Source organism: Humibacillus sp. DSM 29435 (assembly GCF_001758225.1).
Taxonomy (GTDB): domain Bacteria; phylum Actinomycetota; class Actinomycetes; order Actinomycetales; family Dermatophilaceae; genus DSM-29435.
This window is the reverse complement of the sequence record NZ_MAST01000008.1, coordinates 22,203-37,650: the sequence shown is the minus strand read 5'-3', so window position 1 is coordinate 37,650 and position 15,448 is coordinate 22,203. Positions and strand designations below refer to the sequence as shown.

General features: G+C 67.9%; 13 protein-coding genes. 1 reads left to right on the top strand and 12 read right to left on the bottom strand.

Annotated features, from left to right (window positions below; translation table 11 throughout):
• Positions 1 to 6: 6 nt before the first annotated feature.
• The 4 genes from BA895_RS06705 to BA895_RS06690 are packed head-to-tail and all read right to left on the bottom strand — an operon-like array spanning position 7 to position 5,432.
• On the bottom strand, positions 7 to 1,017 hold the full coding sequence (locus tag BA895_RS06705) for a carbohydrate ABC transporter permease (RefSeq protein ID WP_217493839.1): 1,011 nt from the start codon (positions 1,015 to 1,017) through the stop codon (positions 7 to 9).
• Between the two features lie 10 nt (positions 1,018 to 1,027).
• Positions 1,028 to 2,368, bottom strand: coding sequence for an ABC transporter substrate-binding protein (locus tag BA895_RS06700; protein ID WP_070191130.1), 1,341 nt, complete (start codon positions 2,366 to 2,368; stop codon positions 1,028 to 1,030).
• The gene (locus BA895_RS06695; protein ID WP_070191129.1) at positions 2,365 to 3,585 is read right to left on the bottom strand and encodes an ROK family transcriptional regulator; all 1,221 of its coding nucleotides are present in this window, start codon (positions 3,583 to 3,585) and stop codon (positions 2,365 to 2,367) included. Before BA895_RS06695 ends, BA895_RS06700 begins: the two co-directional genes overlap by 4 nt.
• Positions 3,582 to 5,432, bottom strand: a complete 1,851-nt coding sequence (locus tag BA895_RS06690) for a glycoside hydrolase family 9 protein (RefSeq protein ID WP_217493838.1) — start codon at positions 5,430 to 5,432, stop codon at positions 3,582 to 3,584. Before BA895_RS06690 ends, BA895_RS06695 begins: the two co-directional genes overlap by 4 nt.
• Before the next feature lie 636 nt (positions 5,433 to 6,068).
• On the opposite strand from BA895_RS06690, the gene BA895_RS06685 reads away from it, so the two are divergent.
• A complete protein-coding gene (locus tag BA895_RS06685) occupies positions 6,069 to 6,293 on the top strand; it encodes a hypothetical protein (RefSeq protein WP_070191127.1) in 225 nt (74 codons plus the stop codon).
• Between the two features lie 523 nt (positions 6,294 to 6,816).
• On the opposite strand, the gene BA895_RS23865 is transcribed toward BA895_RS06685, so the two are convergent.
• The 8 genes from BA895_RS23865 to BA895_RS06645 all read right to left on the bottom strand — a co-directional run bounded on the left by BA895_RS23865 (position 6,817) and on the right by BA895_RS06645 (position 15,431).
• Positions 6,817 to 6,975 carry a hypothetical protein gene (locus BA895_RS23865; protein WP_175442261.1) on the bottom strand — a complete coding sequence of 53 codons (159 nt, stop codon included), beginning with the start codon at positions 6,973 to 6,975 and terminating at the stop codon, positions 6,817 to 6,819.
• Between the two features lie 85 nt (positions 6,976 to 7,060).
• Positions 7,061 to 7,552 carry a universal stress protein gene (locus BA895_RS06675; RefSeq protein WP_083283058.1) on the bottom strand — a complete coding sequence of 164 codons (492 nt, stop codon included), beginning with the start codon at positions 7,550 to 7,552 and terminating at the stop codon, positions 7,061 to 7,063.
• A gap of 16 nt (positions 7,553 to 7,568) precedes the next feature.
• Complete coding sequence (locus BA895_RS06670) at positions 7,569 to 8,030, bottom strand: universal stress protein (protein ID WP_070191125.1); 462 nt, start codon at positions 8,028 to 8,030, stop codon at positions 7,569 to 7,571.
• 81 nt (positions 8,031 to 8,111) lie between these two features.
• Positions 8,112 to 9,989 (bottom strand): cadmium family heavy metal-translocating P-type ATPase, encoded by a 1,878-nt coding sequence (cadA, locus tag BA895_RS06665; protein WP_371327699.1) that lies wholly within the window; start codon positions 9,987 to 9,989, stop codon positions 8,112 to 8,114.
• 62 nt (positions 9,990 to 10,051) lie between these two features.
• A complete protein-coding gene (locus tag BA895_RS06660) occupies positions 10,052 to 12,442 on the bottom strand; it encodes an excinuclease ABC subunit UvrA (RefSeq protein ID WP_139142540.1) in 2,391 nt (796 codons plus the stop codon).
• Positions 12,443 to 12,532: 90 nt separating this feature from the next.
• Positions 12,533 to 13,660, bottom strand: a complete 1,128-nt coding sequence (locus tag BA895_RS06655; protein WP_217493837.1) for an FAD-dependent oxidoreductase — start codon at positions 13,658 to 13,660, stop codon at positions 12,533 to 12,535.
• A complete protein-coding gene (locus tag BA895_RS06650) occupies positions 13,657 to 14,448 on the bottom strand; it encodes an alpha/beta fold hydrolase (RefSeq protein WP_139142534.1) in 792 nt (263 codons plus the stop codon). The genes BA895_RS06655 and BA895_RS06650 overlap by 4 nt, the downstream gene beginning before the upstream one ends.
• Positions 14,445 to 15,431: a LacI family DNA-binding transcriptional regulator gene (locus tag BA895_RS06645; protein WP_070191193.1), complete on the bottom strand. Its 987-nt coding sequence runs from the start codon at positions 15,429 to 15,431 to the stop codon at positions 14,445 to 14,447. The genes BA895_RS06650 and BA895_RS06645 overlap by 4 nt, the downstream gene beginning before the upstream one ends.
• Between the last annotated feature and the right edge of the window lie 17 nt (positions 15,432 to 15,448).

Genomic DNA, 15,448 nt, shown 5'->3' with positions numbered 1-15,448 from the left:
CACCGGTCAGTCCTCCACAGAGAGAAGCCCGCTGCGACGGCGCATCAGCAGAGCGGCAAAGGCCATCGACAGCACGAACAGGATGAGGGCGACCACGCAGGCGGCGCCGATGTCGAACCGTTGGAAGCCAAGGTTGTAGACCAGCTGCGGAAGCGTCAGGGTCGAACCGGAGGGGTAGCCGGGTTCGACCTGCTGGCCGGAGCCGCCGATCTGTCCGCTGGCCACCTGCCCGGCGACGAGCGGCTCGGTGTAGTACTGCATCGTCGCGATGATGCCGGTGATGATGGCGAACCCCAGGATGGGTCGGAGGTGGGGAAGGGTGACGTGCCGGAAGCGGTTCCAGGCCCCGGCGCCGTCGAGCATCGCTGCCTCGTAAAGCTGCTGGGGCACATCGAGCAGCGAGGCCATGAAGATGACCATGAGGTCGCCGACACCCCACACCGCCAGCAGGGCCAGGGCGGGCTTGGACCACGACGGGTCGTTGAACCAGCCCGGTTGGGGCAGACCGAGCTTCCCGAGCAGGTGGTTGACGGGTCCGGTGCCGGGGTTGAGAAGGAAGACGAACGCCAGCGTGCCGGCGACCGGCGGCGCGAGATAGGGCGCGTAGAAGACTGTTCGCAGCAGGTTGCTTCCGCGCTTGATCCGGATGACGAGCATCCCGAGGGCCAGCCCTGACAGCACTCGGAGGCTCACGATGACCAGAACGAACCACAGGGTGTTGGCCAGCGCCGGCCAGAAGAAGGGGTAGTCGCCGAGAACGAAACGCCAGTTGGCCAGGCCGCTCCAGGTGGGTGTTCCGAACCCGTCGTAATGCGTGAACGAGAGCCAGCCGGTGGTCACGAGCGGATAGATGAAGAACAGGCCCGTGCCGAGCAGCCATGGCGACAGGAAGGCAAGGGTGCGCAACGTCTCGCGGCGGCGTCGCCCCTTGAGGGTCTGACCGGGTACCGACCGGCCCTTGATCAGCGGATGCCGGGCGCCTTGGATGCCGCGTGTCGACGCCGACTGCACGCTCACGGCTGCAGGCTCACTTCGCCCGAGCGACGTCGGTGTCGATCTGCTGGGCTGCCTTGGTCAGGCCAGCACCGAGGTCGCTCTGCTTCCCGGACTCGTACGCGTAGCCGACGTCCTGCAGGGTGAGCTGGTAGGCACCCCCGTTCGGGCTCGAAGGTGTGGTGTTGCTGTTCGCGTTCGAAGCGATGCTGACGAACGTCTGGAAATGCGGGTCCTGGCTGACCTTGGGAGAGCCGAGGGCGGCCTTCGTCGACGGCACGTTGTGGATCGCGTTGGCGAAGTTGACGACAGCGTCGGTGTCCGTCGTGAGGTACTTGACGAACTCCCACGCAGCGTTCTGCTTCTGGCTCGTCTTCGCGATGCCGACGATGGTTCCCGTGATGTAGCCCTTGCCGTACTGGTCGGCCAGGTTGTCAGGAACCGGGAACGGTGCCACACCGTAGTCGAGCTTGCCCTTGGCATCGTCGATCATGCCGGCCCGCCACTCGCCGTCGATGGCCATGGCGACCTTGCCGACCATGAACGGGTTGTTGTCGCTGAACTCGTCGCCGAAGGTCGAACGGTACTTCTCCAGCGGCGCGTAGCCTCCCAGCTTGTCGACCAGCCCCTTCTGCCAGTCGTAGGCAGCCTTGATGCCAGCATCGTTCGCGACGTTGGCCTTGCCGTCGGCAAAGTACTTGGGTGACCACTGGGCGGCGAAGTGGGTGATGGTCGACTCGTAGCCGTGGTAGTTCGGCATGAAGCCGAGCTGGGAGTAGCTGTCACCCGACATCTTGGTCAGCTTGGCCGCATCGGCGTCGAACTCCGACAGCGTCTTCGGAGGATCGGTGATTCCGGCCGCCTTGAACATCGCCTTGTTGTAGTAGAGCCCGTAGGCGTCACTCAGCAAAGGAAGCGCACACTGGTCACCGTTGTAGCTGGTGTAAGACAGCTGCGCTGCAGGGAAGGTGGCGGCGGGGTCGATGCTCGACTTCTTCAGCAACGACGTCAGGTCGATGAACGCCCCGGAAGAGCAGAACTCGCCGACGTTGTCGGTGGTAAACGACGACACGACGTCGGGGGCATTGGACCCTCCGGCCCGAAGCGCCTGGTTGATCTTGTCGTCGGTGATGTTGCCGACGGGCTTGACGTGGATGTTTGGGTGAGTCTTCTCGAACGCGTCGATGGTCGACTGGATCCCCTTGACCTCGTTGGGGGCACTCCACCCGTGCCAGAAGGTGATCGTCACATCCTTGGCGCTGGGGTCGTCGGCGGCGCCGGTCGAGCTCGAACCGATGCACGCCGACGCAGTGAGCACGACGGTGAAGCCGGCCGCGGAAGCGGCCAGGCCGCGACGGAGTCGTTGGTGGGTCATGGCTTTCTCCTTTGGACGGTTGCGCCCGCATGGTTGGCGGTCGAAGGGTGTGCGACGGTGTCGAAGATCTCGTCACGGGTGGCGACCAACGCGGTATGCAGCGCACCCGTGAGCACGGAGTGGGGTCGGACGGCCGAGAGGGCGAGCCGGGGCTGAGCGGCAGCGAGCGAGCCGAGCTCGTTGCCAATGAGGGAGAGCAACCGCGGGCCGCCGGCGGTGAGAACCTCTCCGGACAGGATGACCAATGCCGGGTCGACCACCGCGGTGATGGCTGCGGTGCCGACGGCGATGCGATGGGCGAGGGTTGACAGCAGCTCGTCACCGGGGCCGGGGCGCCCCAGCGCGGCGGTCACGGCGGCGGCGGCGGTGCTGGCGCGCAGGCCCAGCGACCGAGCGAGCCCCAGCACGGATGCCGCCCCGGCGAGCTGCTGAAAGCCTCCCGCGTTGCCCCGCCGCACGTCACGCACGAGTGGCGTCTCCGGCAGGGGGAGGAAGCCCACCTCGCCGGCTCCGCCAGTGGCACCGGTGTGCAGCTGACCGCCGATCACCAACGCAGCCCCGACACCTTCGTCGGCCCACAGCAGCACGAAGTCGTCTACGCCCTGGGCAGCGCCCACAGCCTGCTCGGCGACGGCGGCCAGGTTGACGTCGTTGCCCACCTCGACCGGCATCCCGAGCTCGTCGGTGAGCCGGTTGAGGAGGGCAGGGTCGTGCCAGCCGGGCAGGTGTCGGGCGTAGCGCAACCTCTTCGTTCTCGGGTCGAACGCACCCGGGGTGCCGATGCTGACCCGGTGCAGCCGGGAGGCCGGCATCCCCGCGCGGGCACAAGCGCCCTCAAGGGCACGAACGACATGCGAGACCGCGTCGGAGCCCGCCTTCCGCGGAGTGTCGTGGCGGTACTCGCCGACCACTCTGCCGGTCACGTCGGCGATGGCGGCCTCGATGCGCGACGGGGTGACGTCGAGGCCGGCGACGTACGCGGCGTCCGGGTTGACGGCGTAGAGCTGGGCTCGCGGGCCGCGACCGCCGTGCGTGTTGCCGCTCGCCACCACGAGTCCGGCTTCACTGAGGCGTGCCAACAGCTGCGACGCGGTTGGCTTCGACAGGCCGGTGAGGTCGCCGATCTGTGACCGGGAGAGCGGGCCGCGGTCGAGCAGCAGGTTGAGCGCGGCCCGGTCGTTGATGCCTCGGAGCAGTCGCGGGGTGCCGGCCGTCATCTGACGGTCGCCGTCGGGCGCAGGTGCAGCTGGGCGGCCGCGGCGAGAATGGCGGCGCCGGTCATGTCGAGAGCGGGTTCGTCTGTCTGCCACGAACGCACGTCATCGACGTAGCGGCTGGTCGCACTGTCGTATTGAGTTAGATGGTCGGCATTGGAGGTGCAGTGGACCATGCCCTGTTGAAAGCCACCGAGACCGCCGTCGAAGTTCTCCGCTCCGTTGGGCCCGTTCACGACGGCCCCCACGTCGACGGGTGGGGTGCCGTCGCTGTGGCCGTTGAGGTTCGCGACCTGGTGCTGCATACATTGGGGAAACCGGTCACCGACACCGACCATGGCCGTCACGCCCCAGGGGTCACCACCGAGCAGCCAGGTGCGGACCGTCGAGGCGAACGATGCGAATCGGTTGGTGCCGGTGAGGCCGTCGTAGAAGCCGGCCGTGGCGATCAGGCCGAAGGCGTGCGAGTTGACGTCGAAGTCGTCTGTGGCAGCCGGCGCCCCGAACGGGTCGACCCGGCTGTGGGCGACCCCGCGCTCCAGCTGGTGACGTAGGTCGGCCACCAGGTCGGCCCGACCGACCGCGAGATGGCGACCGGGGGAGTGGGCCATCGCCTGCGACAGGGCCACGTCGGCCAGCGCTGCCGTGTCGTAGAGGTTGAGCGTGTCGGTGCTGTGTTCGGCGATGAAGCCCTTGGCGAACCCGGCGCTGTCTCGCACGTAGCGGCCACTCGGTTGGTGCAACCGCTGCAAGGCGAGGGCGATCTCGGCCGCCCCGAGCTGCATGTCGTCACGCCAGGTGTCTTCGGGGTAGAAGGCGTGCGGCAGGGCGGTGACCAGGGGGCTGGGCGGGTGGTTCACGGCGGCCTTGGCGTAGAGGCTGGTTGCCATGGCCAGCTCGTGGCGGGCTCGGGCCGGATGGCCGTTCGCGTCGGCCTGCGCGGCCAGGGCGAACGCGGCCGAGACCCTGCCCACGAGGTTCGGGCTGATGAGCTCACCGGGCTGGTTGGCGGCGAACACCGGCCGGTGGGACACATATCGATCGGCCGCGGCGCTGTTGTGGTCGTCGACCTCCGGCAGGCGCCAATGGTCATGGTCGCCGGTGAACGTGCCGGCTTGGTTGCCGGAGCCGATCCCGACCTGCAGGTAGAGGATGCCGGTCGTGGGGTCCCACATCTTCTCGAGCCACGTCTCACCGTGCCGCGCTTCGGAGACCAGGCTCTTCGGTGCCCGGCCACCGAGAAGTCGGGCGCTGCTGTAGAGCACAACGTCGGCGTAGGCCGTGGAGTGAGTGAACTTGAGGTAGTCGCCCGCGTCGAACCACCCACCCTCGACGTTCAACGGGCCACCGACCGGGGTCAGGTCAGCGTCGGTGATCAGGTCGGAGTCCGTCTCCATGGTCGGCCACTCGTAGAGGGTTGCCGACGCGTCGTTGAGGTGAGAAGGCTTGCGAGACAATGCCCCCGGGATGACGTTGCGGCCATCGCGCTGGGTCTGGTCGAAGGCGACGCCATCGGTCAGCAGGGCGCCGTAGATGGTGCCGGCGTCGGAGACCTCGAAGCCTGCGGAGGTGCTGACCCCGCCAGCCGTCGTGACGCGGTAGCGGCCCGGCCTACGGACAGCGGTCAGGTCGACGGCGTAGACCGCGCGGTAGTGCTGGCTCCAGGCGCCGAGGGAACGGAGGGAGAGGGTGTGCGTGAAAAGCCTGCGGCCGGCATCCGTGGTGACGGTGTATGTCGTGGGGGAGTGGCTCGCGGTCAGCGGCCTGGTCACCATCAGGCGGCCCTGCTTTGCCTCGCCCGCCAGGTAGCCCTGTTGGTTCAGCCGCAGAACGCCGGTGGCCGTCGTCACTGCCGCGTTCGGTGCCCCAGTGGTTTCCGTGTGCATCGCGGGGCTTGCCGCCGCCGACGGGTACGCGGCGAGTGCGAGGCTCACCGCAATGGCGGCCGTCGTAGCCGTGAGCCGAGCACCCGTCTTGCGGTGTGTGGTTCGACCTCGATGCCGAGACACCGGCCCAGTCGGTTCGCTTGACTCCGGTCTGTCTGATCCCGCACGTGCCGGCCCTGGGGTCATGTCGCTCCGCAATCAATAGGAAACTTTCCTAAGAGTTTGCGCCGGGGAGGGCTCCAACGCAAGACCCTTCGCCGGTGGATCTTCGACGCTGAACTGCCGACTACGGCATGCCGTCCGAAATGCGCAGTATTCGTCTGCTCCGCAATGCTGGTCGGAGTGAGTAGATCTGTGCGGTGATCGTGGCCTCCGGGCTAGGGCAGGATCTCGGTGCGGGTCAGACCACGGGCAGACTCTGCTCACCGATCTCCTGAACTGGGGAGCCCGAGGTGCTCCGTCTGCTCGGGCCAAAGTGACATAATGTCGATTATCGGCGTTTGGACCGACTGAGGGCACGGCATCCAAGGGACGTTCGGCTCTGGCGCTGGCTGTGAGGGCGATGCAGGCTGAAGGCCTCGGAGTGAATGGGAGAGATCAATGACAGACCAGGTCCGGAAGCAACTGAGTGCCGCGTACGGCCGACTGATCCTGCAGATGTCCTTGGTGTGGGCAGCGACGCTGCTCGCAGCCGCCGTCGTGGACAAGGCGAGCGGCGACTTCATCTACCTACTCTTCGTGCTCATCACCGGCTTCAGCCTGTCCAGCGCAGTCCTGGAGTCCGGGCGCCGGCGCATCCTGGAACCCGCTCAGAACCAGTCCTAGTGGGCCGACAGGACCGAGCTCAAGTCACCCTGGTACGCCGGGGCGGCCTGCGTGACGGCCCGGCAACAGCCAGGCTCACCGCGCGGCCGATGATGAGCGCGGCCGCCGCGAGGGTGGCCACGACCTGGGCAGCGCTGTCCTTCGTAGCAGCTGTCGTTCTCGGTGGCTGTTTGGGCGACCCGCCGCCCGACCCTGCAACGGCACCCCTGGAGGTAGTAGTTGAGGGATGCGTCTTGAACCGTCCGGAGGTCGCTCCAGGCGCTCACGCTGTCGCCGTCGTCAACCACGACAAGCTCCAACCGGGTCAGCTCGTCGTGTCCGGCGAGGACGGCAAGCAGGTCCTCCGCGTGGCCATTGGTGGTGCCGAGCAGCTTCTCGTGACCACAACGCAGACCTACACCTTCACCTGCAGCGTCGGCGGCAGCCAAAGCACCTCAACGCTGGTGTCAAAGGCCCGATAGGCCGCCAGCACCGCGACGTGACCTCACCGACGACGCGAGGCTGTCGCTGTTTCACGATGCGCTCAGCGCTGCAGTGCCTTGCGTTTGACGTAACCGTAGGCCGCCGTAGCCAGGAAGAGCACGGCTCCCACGATGACCAGCCAGAACAGCCCCTTGATGACGAACCCCAGCACCACCAAGACGAGCCAGACGACGAGCAGCAGACCGAGAAATCCCAGCATCTTTCCTCTTCCTTTTTCACTAGACAAAAGAGCGAAACCAGTTTACCCAACGGTCAGAGCCCCGGTCTCAACGATCGCGCAGCGCTCAGCGAACGACGATCACGGTGCACGAGGCGCGTTCAAGCACATCGCGGCTGGTCGAGCCCAGCAACATGCCGCTGAGTCCTCCATGGCCTCTGGCGCCGACGACGAGCATCTGTGCCAGGTGCGAGAGGCGAGCCAGCTCTTCCGGAGCCCGACCCGACCGCACGACCCGGCTGATCATGACGTCAGGAAAGTCTGCCACCACGGGCGCCACGGCATCCTCCAGGAAGCTCTGCGTCGCGATGTCGGGGTCGGTGGTGAACCACCATGGGGACGAGCCCACCCGATCGTCGCTGGTCAGCGGGTAGAGGTGCCACACGGCCACAGCGAGCACGCCGCATCCCCGCGGCCGGGCCTGCGCACAGGCCCACCGCAGGGCCCGCCGGCTCTCCTCCGACCCGTCGACACCCACCACGATCGGCCGTTGGTCGCTGCTCTCGGCGTTGCTCGGCGGGTGTTCAGGGCCTGCCTCGACTTCGTTCTCGGCGTTCATGATGACTACTCGCTCCTCATCGCACAACGGCGACGCTGCAGTGACTGTGGTTGATGAGCCGCCGACTGACCGAACCCAGCAGCATCCCGGCGATGGCTCCGTGTCCGCGGGCGCCAACGACCACGAGCTCGGCCGACTCAGAGAGGCGGATCAGCTCGTCAACGGGATGCCCCTGCAGCACCTGGCGCCGGATCGTCACCAGGGGAAAGTCACGACCCACCAGCTCGGCCATGCTGTCCAACATGGCAAGCACCGGATCGGCAGGGTCGTCGTCACGCCACGGCCAGGTCGCGATGCTCAGGTCCTCGGGCAGCGGCGCAATGGTTCGCACGCACACTGCCATCACCTCACCCGGCTCGCCCGCGGCCGAGACGTGCTCACACGCCCACCGCAGCGCCTGCTCACTGGCCGCTGACCCGTCAATGCCAACGACGGTTCGGGAAACGGTTCGCGGCTCGGCCGCTGCCTCGGTGCTCAACGTAGTCTCCTCGCTGCTCAGGATGGTTGCTCACCTTTCATCCTGCGCACGACGCTCTATCTCCGGTAGGACCCTTCGGCCCTAACGGCCCGAGGCTTTGGTCCCAGCCTCGGCACTCCCGTGAGGGCGGTTTAGCGCGCCGCGGCCCGCCGTGCGGGCCCGCAGCGAGTTGCCGATGCTCGCGAGGTCGACGAGCTCCTGGATCAGTGCACCGACAATCGCGGGGATGAAGCCGAAGGCCGCCACCAGCATGAGCCCGACGCTGAGGCCGATCCCGAGCCAGATGCTCTGTCGCGACACGCTCACCGTGCGCTGACCGATCGAGACGGCCAGAGCCACCTTCGACAGGTCGTCGGTCATCACCACCACGTCTGCCGACTCGCTGGCGGCCGTGGACCCACGTGCCCCCATCGCCACGCCGACGTGCGCCGACGCCAGCACCGGGGCGTCGTTGACGCCGTCACCGACCATCATGACGGCTCTGAGCGGATGCCGTTCGACCACCTGAACCTTGTCCTCGGGCAGGCACTCGGCCCGGACATCGTCGATGCCGAGGTCGGCGGCCACGTGGTCGGCCGTCGCCTGGGCGTCCCCCGTGAGCAGCATGGTCTCCTGAACGCCGAGGTCGGCGAGATCGCGCAGGGTTGACGCGGCGTCGGCGCGAATCTGATCACGCAGCACCAGGGCCCCGACGTACGTCGAGTCGACGGCGACGTAGACCGCCAGCTCGCCGCTGATCAGGCTGACGGCCTCGATGGGTCCGGTCTGCTCAGCGACATAGCTGCGCTTGCCGATCACCACCTCGCCACTGGGTAGCCTGGCAGTCACCCCATGCGTGGCACGTTCCTGCGCCTCGTGCGAGCTCTCGAGCAACTGCTCGGCGGATGCCGCCAGGCGCAGCACCTCCTCCCCCGTGTGCGACGGTTCGGCGCGCACCTCGACGAGGGCAGGGTGGCCCACCGTCAAGGTGCCGGTCTTGTCGAACGCGACAGCTCTCACCTCGGCCAGGCGTTCGAGCACGTCACCGCCACGAATGATGATGCCGCTGTGTGACGCCCGACCCATGCCGGCGAGGAAGGCGACCGGCGGCGCAATCAGCAACGGACACGGTGTGGCGAGCACGAGCACGGCCGCGAACCGGCCGGCATCCCCCGACCAGGCCCAGGCCGCGGCGGCGATGATCAGCGACACCGCGGTGAACGGAACCGCGTAACGGTCCGCCATTCGTACCAACGGCGCCCGACGATCCTGGGCCTCAGCGACCAGGGCGACGATTCGCTGGTACTGGCTCTCCGCCGCCGGCAGGGTCGCCACCATCTGGATGGCAGATCCGCCGTTGAGCGACCCACTGATCACGCTCTCACCGTGGTGGCGGGTGACGGGCAGGCTTTCACCCGTGAGCGAGGACTCGTCGAGGGTGGCCTGCTCCGAGACCAGGGTGCCGTCGACCGGCAGCACCTCGGCCGGTCGAACCAGGAGGCGGTCGCCGGGCCGGATCGATGCCGCCGGCACGTCCTCGACCTCGCCCGTCACCGGATGTGTTCGATGGGCCAGCTGGGGGGTGCCCTCCAGCAACGAGCGCAGTTCCCGACCGGCCCGGTCACCGGCATACTCCTCGAGTGCTTCTCCCCCAGTGAGCATGAGCACGACGACCAACGCCGCCAGGTACTCGCCGACGGCCACCGTGCTCACCACCGCCGTCACGGCGAGCACGTCCACCCCCCAGTGGCCAGCGAGCAGGTCACGCACCATACCGCCGGCGGTGTAGGCGGCTATGGCCAGCGCGTAGGCACTTCCGAGCCAGAGCGCGGCCTGGCCCTGCCCTGTCCACTGGAGAAGCAGGACAGCGGCCAACACGGCCAGGGTCGTGGCTACGAGCGAGTAGGAAGAGACCAGCTCGGCCAGGCGACGGATGCCGCGGGCAGGCTCGACCTCGAGTCGAATCGACGACGCGTCCACGTTCACAGTGTGGCCCATGCGGTGCTCGACTGGAAACGAGCGGCCGCGTTCGTCGTGGTTCGCTACCGGGGCCCTGGGGCGACGTAGTCGGCGAGGTGCTCACCCGTGAGCGTCGAGCGGGCGGCGACCAGGTCAGAGGGCGTGCCCTCGAAGACGACTCGGCCACCGTCGTGTCCGGCCCCGGGGCCAAGGTCGATGACCCAGTCGGCGTGGGCCATGACCGCCTGGTGGTGCTCGACGACGATGACTGACTTGCCGGAGTCGACGAGCCGGTCGAGCAGGCCGAGCAGCCTCTCGACGTCTGCGAGGTGCAGACCGGTGGTCGGCTCGTCGAGCACGTACACCTCCCCCTTGTCGGCCATCTGGGTCGCCAGCTTCAGTCGTTGCCGTTCCCCGCCGGACAGCGTGGGTAGAGGCTGCCCGAGAGCCACATAGCCAAGCCCAACGTCGGCGATGCGTTCGAGGACCTTGACGGCGGGCGGCGTGCGCGACTCCCCCGCGGCGAAGAACTCCACCGCCTCGGTCACCGACATCGCGAGCACCTCACTGATGTCCTTCCCGCCCAGGCGATGCTCGAGAACGTCAGCCAGAAAGCGCTTTCCACCACACACCTCGCACGGCGTGGAGACGCCGGCCATCATGGCGAGGTCGGTGTATACGACGCCTGCGCCCTTGCAGTTTGGGCAGGCCCCCTCGGAGTTGGCGCTGAACAAAGCCGCGGTCACGCCGTTGGCCTTCGCAAAAGCCTTACGGATCGGGTCGAGCAGCCCGGTGTAGGTCGCAGGGTTGCTGCGCCGAGAGCCCTTGATGGCGCCCTGGTCGATTACCACCACCCCGTCACGTCCGGCCACCGAACCCGCGATGAGCGAGCTCTTGCCCGAGCCGGCGACGCCGGTCAGAGCGACGAGCACCCCGAGAGGGATGTCGACGTCGACGCACCGAAGGTTGTTGGTGTCGGCGCCCCGCACCTTCATCACGCCGGATGCCGTCCGCACCTGCTCCTTCAAGGAGGCTCGGTCCTCGAGATGCCTCCCTGTGATCGTGTCACTCCTGCGCAGGTCGTCGACGGTGCCTTCGAACACCACCTCTCCCCCGTCGCTCCCAGCCCCGGGGCCAAGGTCGACGGCATGGTCGGCGATCGCGATCATCTCCGGCTTGTGCTCGACCACGAGCACCGTGTTGCCCTTGTCGCGTAGTCGCAGCAGCAGGTCGTTCATGCGCTGGATGTCATGAGGGTGCAGCCCGATCGTCGGCTCGTCGAAGACGTAGGTGACGTCGGTCAGGGCCGAACCGAGATGCCGGACCATCTTGGTGCGCTGGGCTTCCCCACCCGAGAGGGTTCCTGACGGTCGGTCCAGGCTGAGGTAGCCGAGCCCGATCTCGACGAACGAGTCGAGGGTCTCGCCCAGAGCTGACAGCAGCGGCGCAACGGAGGGTTCCTCGAGGGTACGGACCCATGCGGCGAGGTCGCTGATCTGCATGGCGCAGGCGTCGGCGATGCTGGTGCCGTTGATCTTCGACGAACGCGCCTCAGCGTTGAGCCGGGTACCGTCGCACTCGGGGCAGACTCCGAAGGCCACGGCGCGCTCGACGAAAGCGCGGATGTGCGGCTGCAGTGACTCGACGTCTTTCGAGAGCATCGACTTCTGGATCTTCGGGACCAGGCCCTCGTAGGTGAGGTTGATGCCTTCCACCTTGATGCGCGTCGGTGCCTTGTAGAGAAGGTCGTCGAGCTGCTTCTTGGTGAACTTCCGGATCGGCTTGTCGGGGTCGAAGTAGCCACAGCCGCGGAAGATCCGACCGAACCAGCCGTCCATGCTGTAGCCGGGAACCGTGAGAGCGCCCTGGTTGAGCGACAGCGTGTCGTCGTAGAGAGCAGTCAGGTCGATGTCGGTCACCGAGCCGCGGCCCTCACATCGCAGGCACATGCCGCCGGTGATGGTGAAGGTGCGTCGTTCTCTCACCTTCCGGCCACCCCGCTCCTGCGTGACGGCACCGGCCCCGCTGATCGAGGCGACGTTGAAGGAGTACGCCTGAGCCGACCCGATCTGGGGCTGACCGAGGCGGCTGAAGACGATGCGCAACATGGCGTTGGCGTCGGTGGCCGTTCCGACCGTGGAACGGACGTCACCGCCCATCCGCTCCTGCCCCACGATGATCGCCGTCGTCAGCCCGTCGAGAAGGTCGACGTCGGGCCGGGCCAGAGTGGGCATGAAGCCTTGAACGAAGGTGCTGTAGGTCTCGTTGATCATCCGCTGGGACTCTGCAGCGATCGTCGAGAACACGAGCGAGCTCTTGCCCGAGCCGGAGACGCCGGTGAAGACGGTCAGCCGGCGCTTCGGCAGCTCGACGTCGACGTCCTTGAGGTTGTTCACTCGTGCGCCCTGCACGCGGATCAGGTCGTGGCTGTCGGCAACGTGGGCGCCGGGATCCCGGTTACCGGTCCGGGGCAGTGCGGTCTTGGTCGCCTGGGTGTTCACGCCGTTGATCGTGCCACGACGGTGCGCTCCACGGCCAACGTCAGTCTGGTGCGCTGGGCGAGCTCAGCGGTGATGGCTGGCCAGTGCGAAACGCTCGAAGGGGGCGACGTCGCCCGTGGCCAGGTCGGCCACGAGGCGGCCCACCACCGGAGCCAGCTTGGCACCGTGACCGGAGCAGGCCGATGAGACCACGAGCGGCCCGACCCGGTCGATGACGAAGTCTTCAGATGGGGTTCGGGTGTAGAGGCACGTGGTCTCGCCAAAGGGGTCGGGCCGCAGGCCCGGGAGCCACTTCTGCACGTAGTCGACCATCCGCTCTCGTGCCGCGTCGTCTATCTGTGGGTCGCGACGACGCGGGTCAGAGGGTCGGCCGACGTGTTCGGCAATCTTGCGGGCGTCAGCCGGCCCGCCGTCTCGGCCACCCGGCAGATGGTAGACGTCGAGGTCTTCGCGATGGATCGTCACCGGCCACACCACCGACTCGTCGACCCGTGGAAAATGGAAGACGCGGTGCTCGGTGACACTGAGAGACGGGAGCGGCATCAGGTCGCCGACGAGCCCCTCGCACCACGCGCCTGCCGCCACCACGACCCGCCTGGCTCGGACCGACCCATGGTCGGTGTGCACCATCGCCTCATCGCCCCGAGGCTCGATACCGGTGACCGTGACTCCGGTGCGCAGCTGCGCACCGCGCGCCGTCGCGATCTCGAGAAAGGCTTCCACTGCGCCAGCGGCATCCATCGTCCCAGCCTGCTCGTGGTAGAGCACGGGCCCGTCGAACCGCATCCCCGCCCAACGCTGCTCAGCCTCTCTCGCGCCCAGCAGCGAGTGGGGGATGCCGGTGCGCGTCATGGCCTCAGCGATGGCACGCGGGTCCCTGTCTCGCCCGTGGTCGATGCCGCCGGTGAGGCGCAGCAGCGTGCGCGAGCTCTGGGCCTCGAGCTCGGCCCAGAGGTCGAAGGCCTCGCCGGTCAGGCGAACGTAGTCGTCGTGGGGGTAGGCGCGTCTCACGATTCGCGCAGAGCCGTGTGAGCTGCCGTGAACCGTCGCCGGTTCGAACTGCTCGAGCACCAGGGTGCCGACATTCCGCTGGGCCAGTTGCCAGGTGCTTGCGGCGCCCATCAGGCCGGCGCCCACGACGACGACGTCGACGCGGGGCGGGAGGTCCGGCGCCCCCATGGTGTTGGTCACGATGACTCCTTGTCTGCCGGCAAGCCCGAAGGCTCGGGCTGCTGGTCGAGCGGGTGGTCGGATGCCGTGGATGCCGCTGCCGACCACCACGTGCGCAGCACCCGTGCCACCTCGCCCGGCGCCTCGAGAGGACTCATGTGCCCGGCACTGGCCATGACCTCGGTCACCGCGCCGGGGATGCACCTCGCGACCTCATGCTGCAGGTCCGGCGGACATACCTCGTCCTGGAGGCCGATGGCGACCAGCGTCGGCACGTCGATGGTGGCCAGCGTCGGCCGGCTGTCGGGCCTGGTGGCCTGAGCCGCCAGCTGACGGAGCAACCCGGTCGGTCCCACCACGTGGGCCATGGCCGCGGCGAGGGCCATGAGCTCTGGGGTGCGACGGTGTGCCGGCAGGGTCGCCACGGCCAGGTCGTTCGCGACGGCGATAAAGTCCCCCGACAACGTACGCGCGCGCAAGCTGGACCAGCTCTGTTGCTGTGCAGACGAACCCGGGCGGGCACTGGCGCTGAGCAGAGCGAGCCGAAGAACGCGGTGGGGCGCCTGACGCTGCATCTCGAGGGCCACGATGCCGCCGAAGGAGTGGCCCGCCAGCGCGAACGTCGGCGGTGCGGCAGCAAGCGCCCCCGCTGCCAGGTCGGCCACCGTGCTGGCGGCGTCGGTGCGGAGGCAGATCACGTCGTGGGTGGGGCCGAGACGCTCGAGCACACCCCGCCACAACGACTCGTCGCCCAGCATCCCACTCAGGAGCACCAAGGATGCCCGCTGCGGTTCGTGTTCTGTCGTCACCGCAGGTGGGTCCCGCGCAGCACAGGCGTCACGGCATGCACCTCGACGCGTGGCGGGCTGGTGTCGCCCGAGAGGCGCTGGAGGATGCGGACCACCGCGGAGCGCACGAGCGTCTCGAAGGGAATGCTGATCGTGGTGAGGTCGAACACCGGCCACGCCGCCTGGTCGAGGTCGTCAAAGCCCATGAGGGCGATGTCAGAGGGAACGGAGACGCCGAGCTGGCGGGCGGTGTTCAGGGCACCGATGGCGATGATGTCGTTGGCACAGAACACCGCGGTCGCGCGGTGGCGCCCCTTGAGCAGTTGCGGCAGCGCCTCGCGCCCAAAGGTGAAGTCGAACTCACCATGCATGACCCGGGAGTCGGGCAGCGTCAGCCCGGCCTCCTCGAGGCCCGCCCGGAAGCCCTTCTCCCGGTCTCGACCTGTGCTCGTGTCCTGGGGACCGAACAGGGCTCCGACACGCGTGTGGCCCGCATCGACAAGCACCTGGGCCGCGGCTCGTCCACCGGCCACGTTGTCTGCGACAGCGGCATCCGCCTTGAGTCCCTTGATGACTCGGTTGACGAGCACAAACGGCACGCGGCGACGGCGAAGCTCAAAAGGCAGCGTCGCCCGCATTCTCGCGGAGGTCATGATCACGCCGTCGGCCCAGCCACCGAGCAGCTGCTGCTCGAACTGCTGAAGGTCGCCGTGCTCGGCGAGGAGCGTCATCGAGTAGCCGCTCTGAGCCAGCCCGTCGTGCAGCTGCTCGATGAGCATCGGCCACAGCGGGTTGTCGAGGTCGGCCACCACGGCGATGCGCCTGGTCGCCTGGAGCGACAGGCTGCGGCCCAGCTCGTTCGGGACGTACCCGAGCTGTCTGGCCGCCTCCGCGACCCGCGCCCGGGTCGTCTCGGCGATGTTGGGGTCGTTGCGCAACGCTCTTGACACGGTCGGCTGTGAGACGCCGGCCGCTCGGGCCACGTCATGGCTCGTGACGCTCATCTCCCGCTCCTGAGGGT

Bases quoted from the DNA above. Each gene is read 5' to 3' on its own strand.
- BA895_RS06700 (WP_070191130.1), bottom strand. From the start codon at position 2,368: ATGACCCACCAACGACTCCGTCGCGGCCTGGCCGCTTCCGCGGCCGGC.
- BA895_RS06695 (WP_070191129.1), bottom strand. From the start codon at position 3,585: ATGACGGCCGGCACCCCGCGACTGCTCCGAGGCATCAACGACCGGGCC.
- BA895_RS06685 (WP_070191127.1), top strand. From the start codon at position 6,069: ATGACAGACCAGGTCCGGAAGCAACTGAGTGCCGCGTACGGCCGACTG.
- BA895_RS23865 (WP_175442261.1), bottom strand. From the start codon at position 6,975: ATGCTGGGATTTCTCGGTCTGCTGCTCGTCGTCTGGCTCGTCTTGGTG.
- BA895_RS06675 (WP_083283058.1), bottom strand. From the start codon at position 7,552: ATGAACGCCGAGAACGAAGTCGAGGCAGGCCCTGAACACCCGCCGAGC.
- BA895_RS06645 (WP_070191193.1), bottom strand. From the start codon at position 15,431: ATGAGCGTCACGAGCCATGACGTGGCCCGAGCGGCCGGCGTCTCACAG.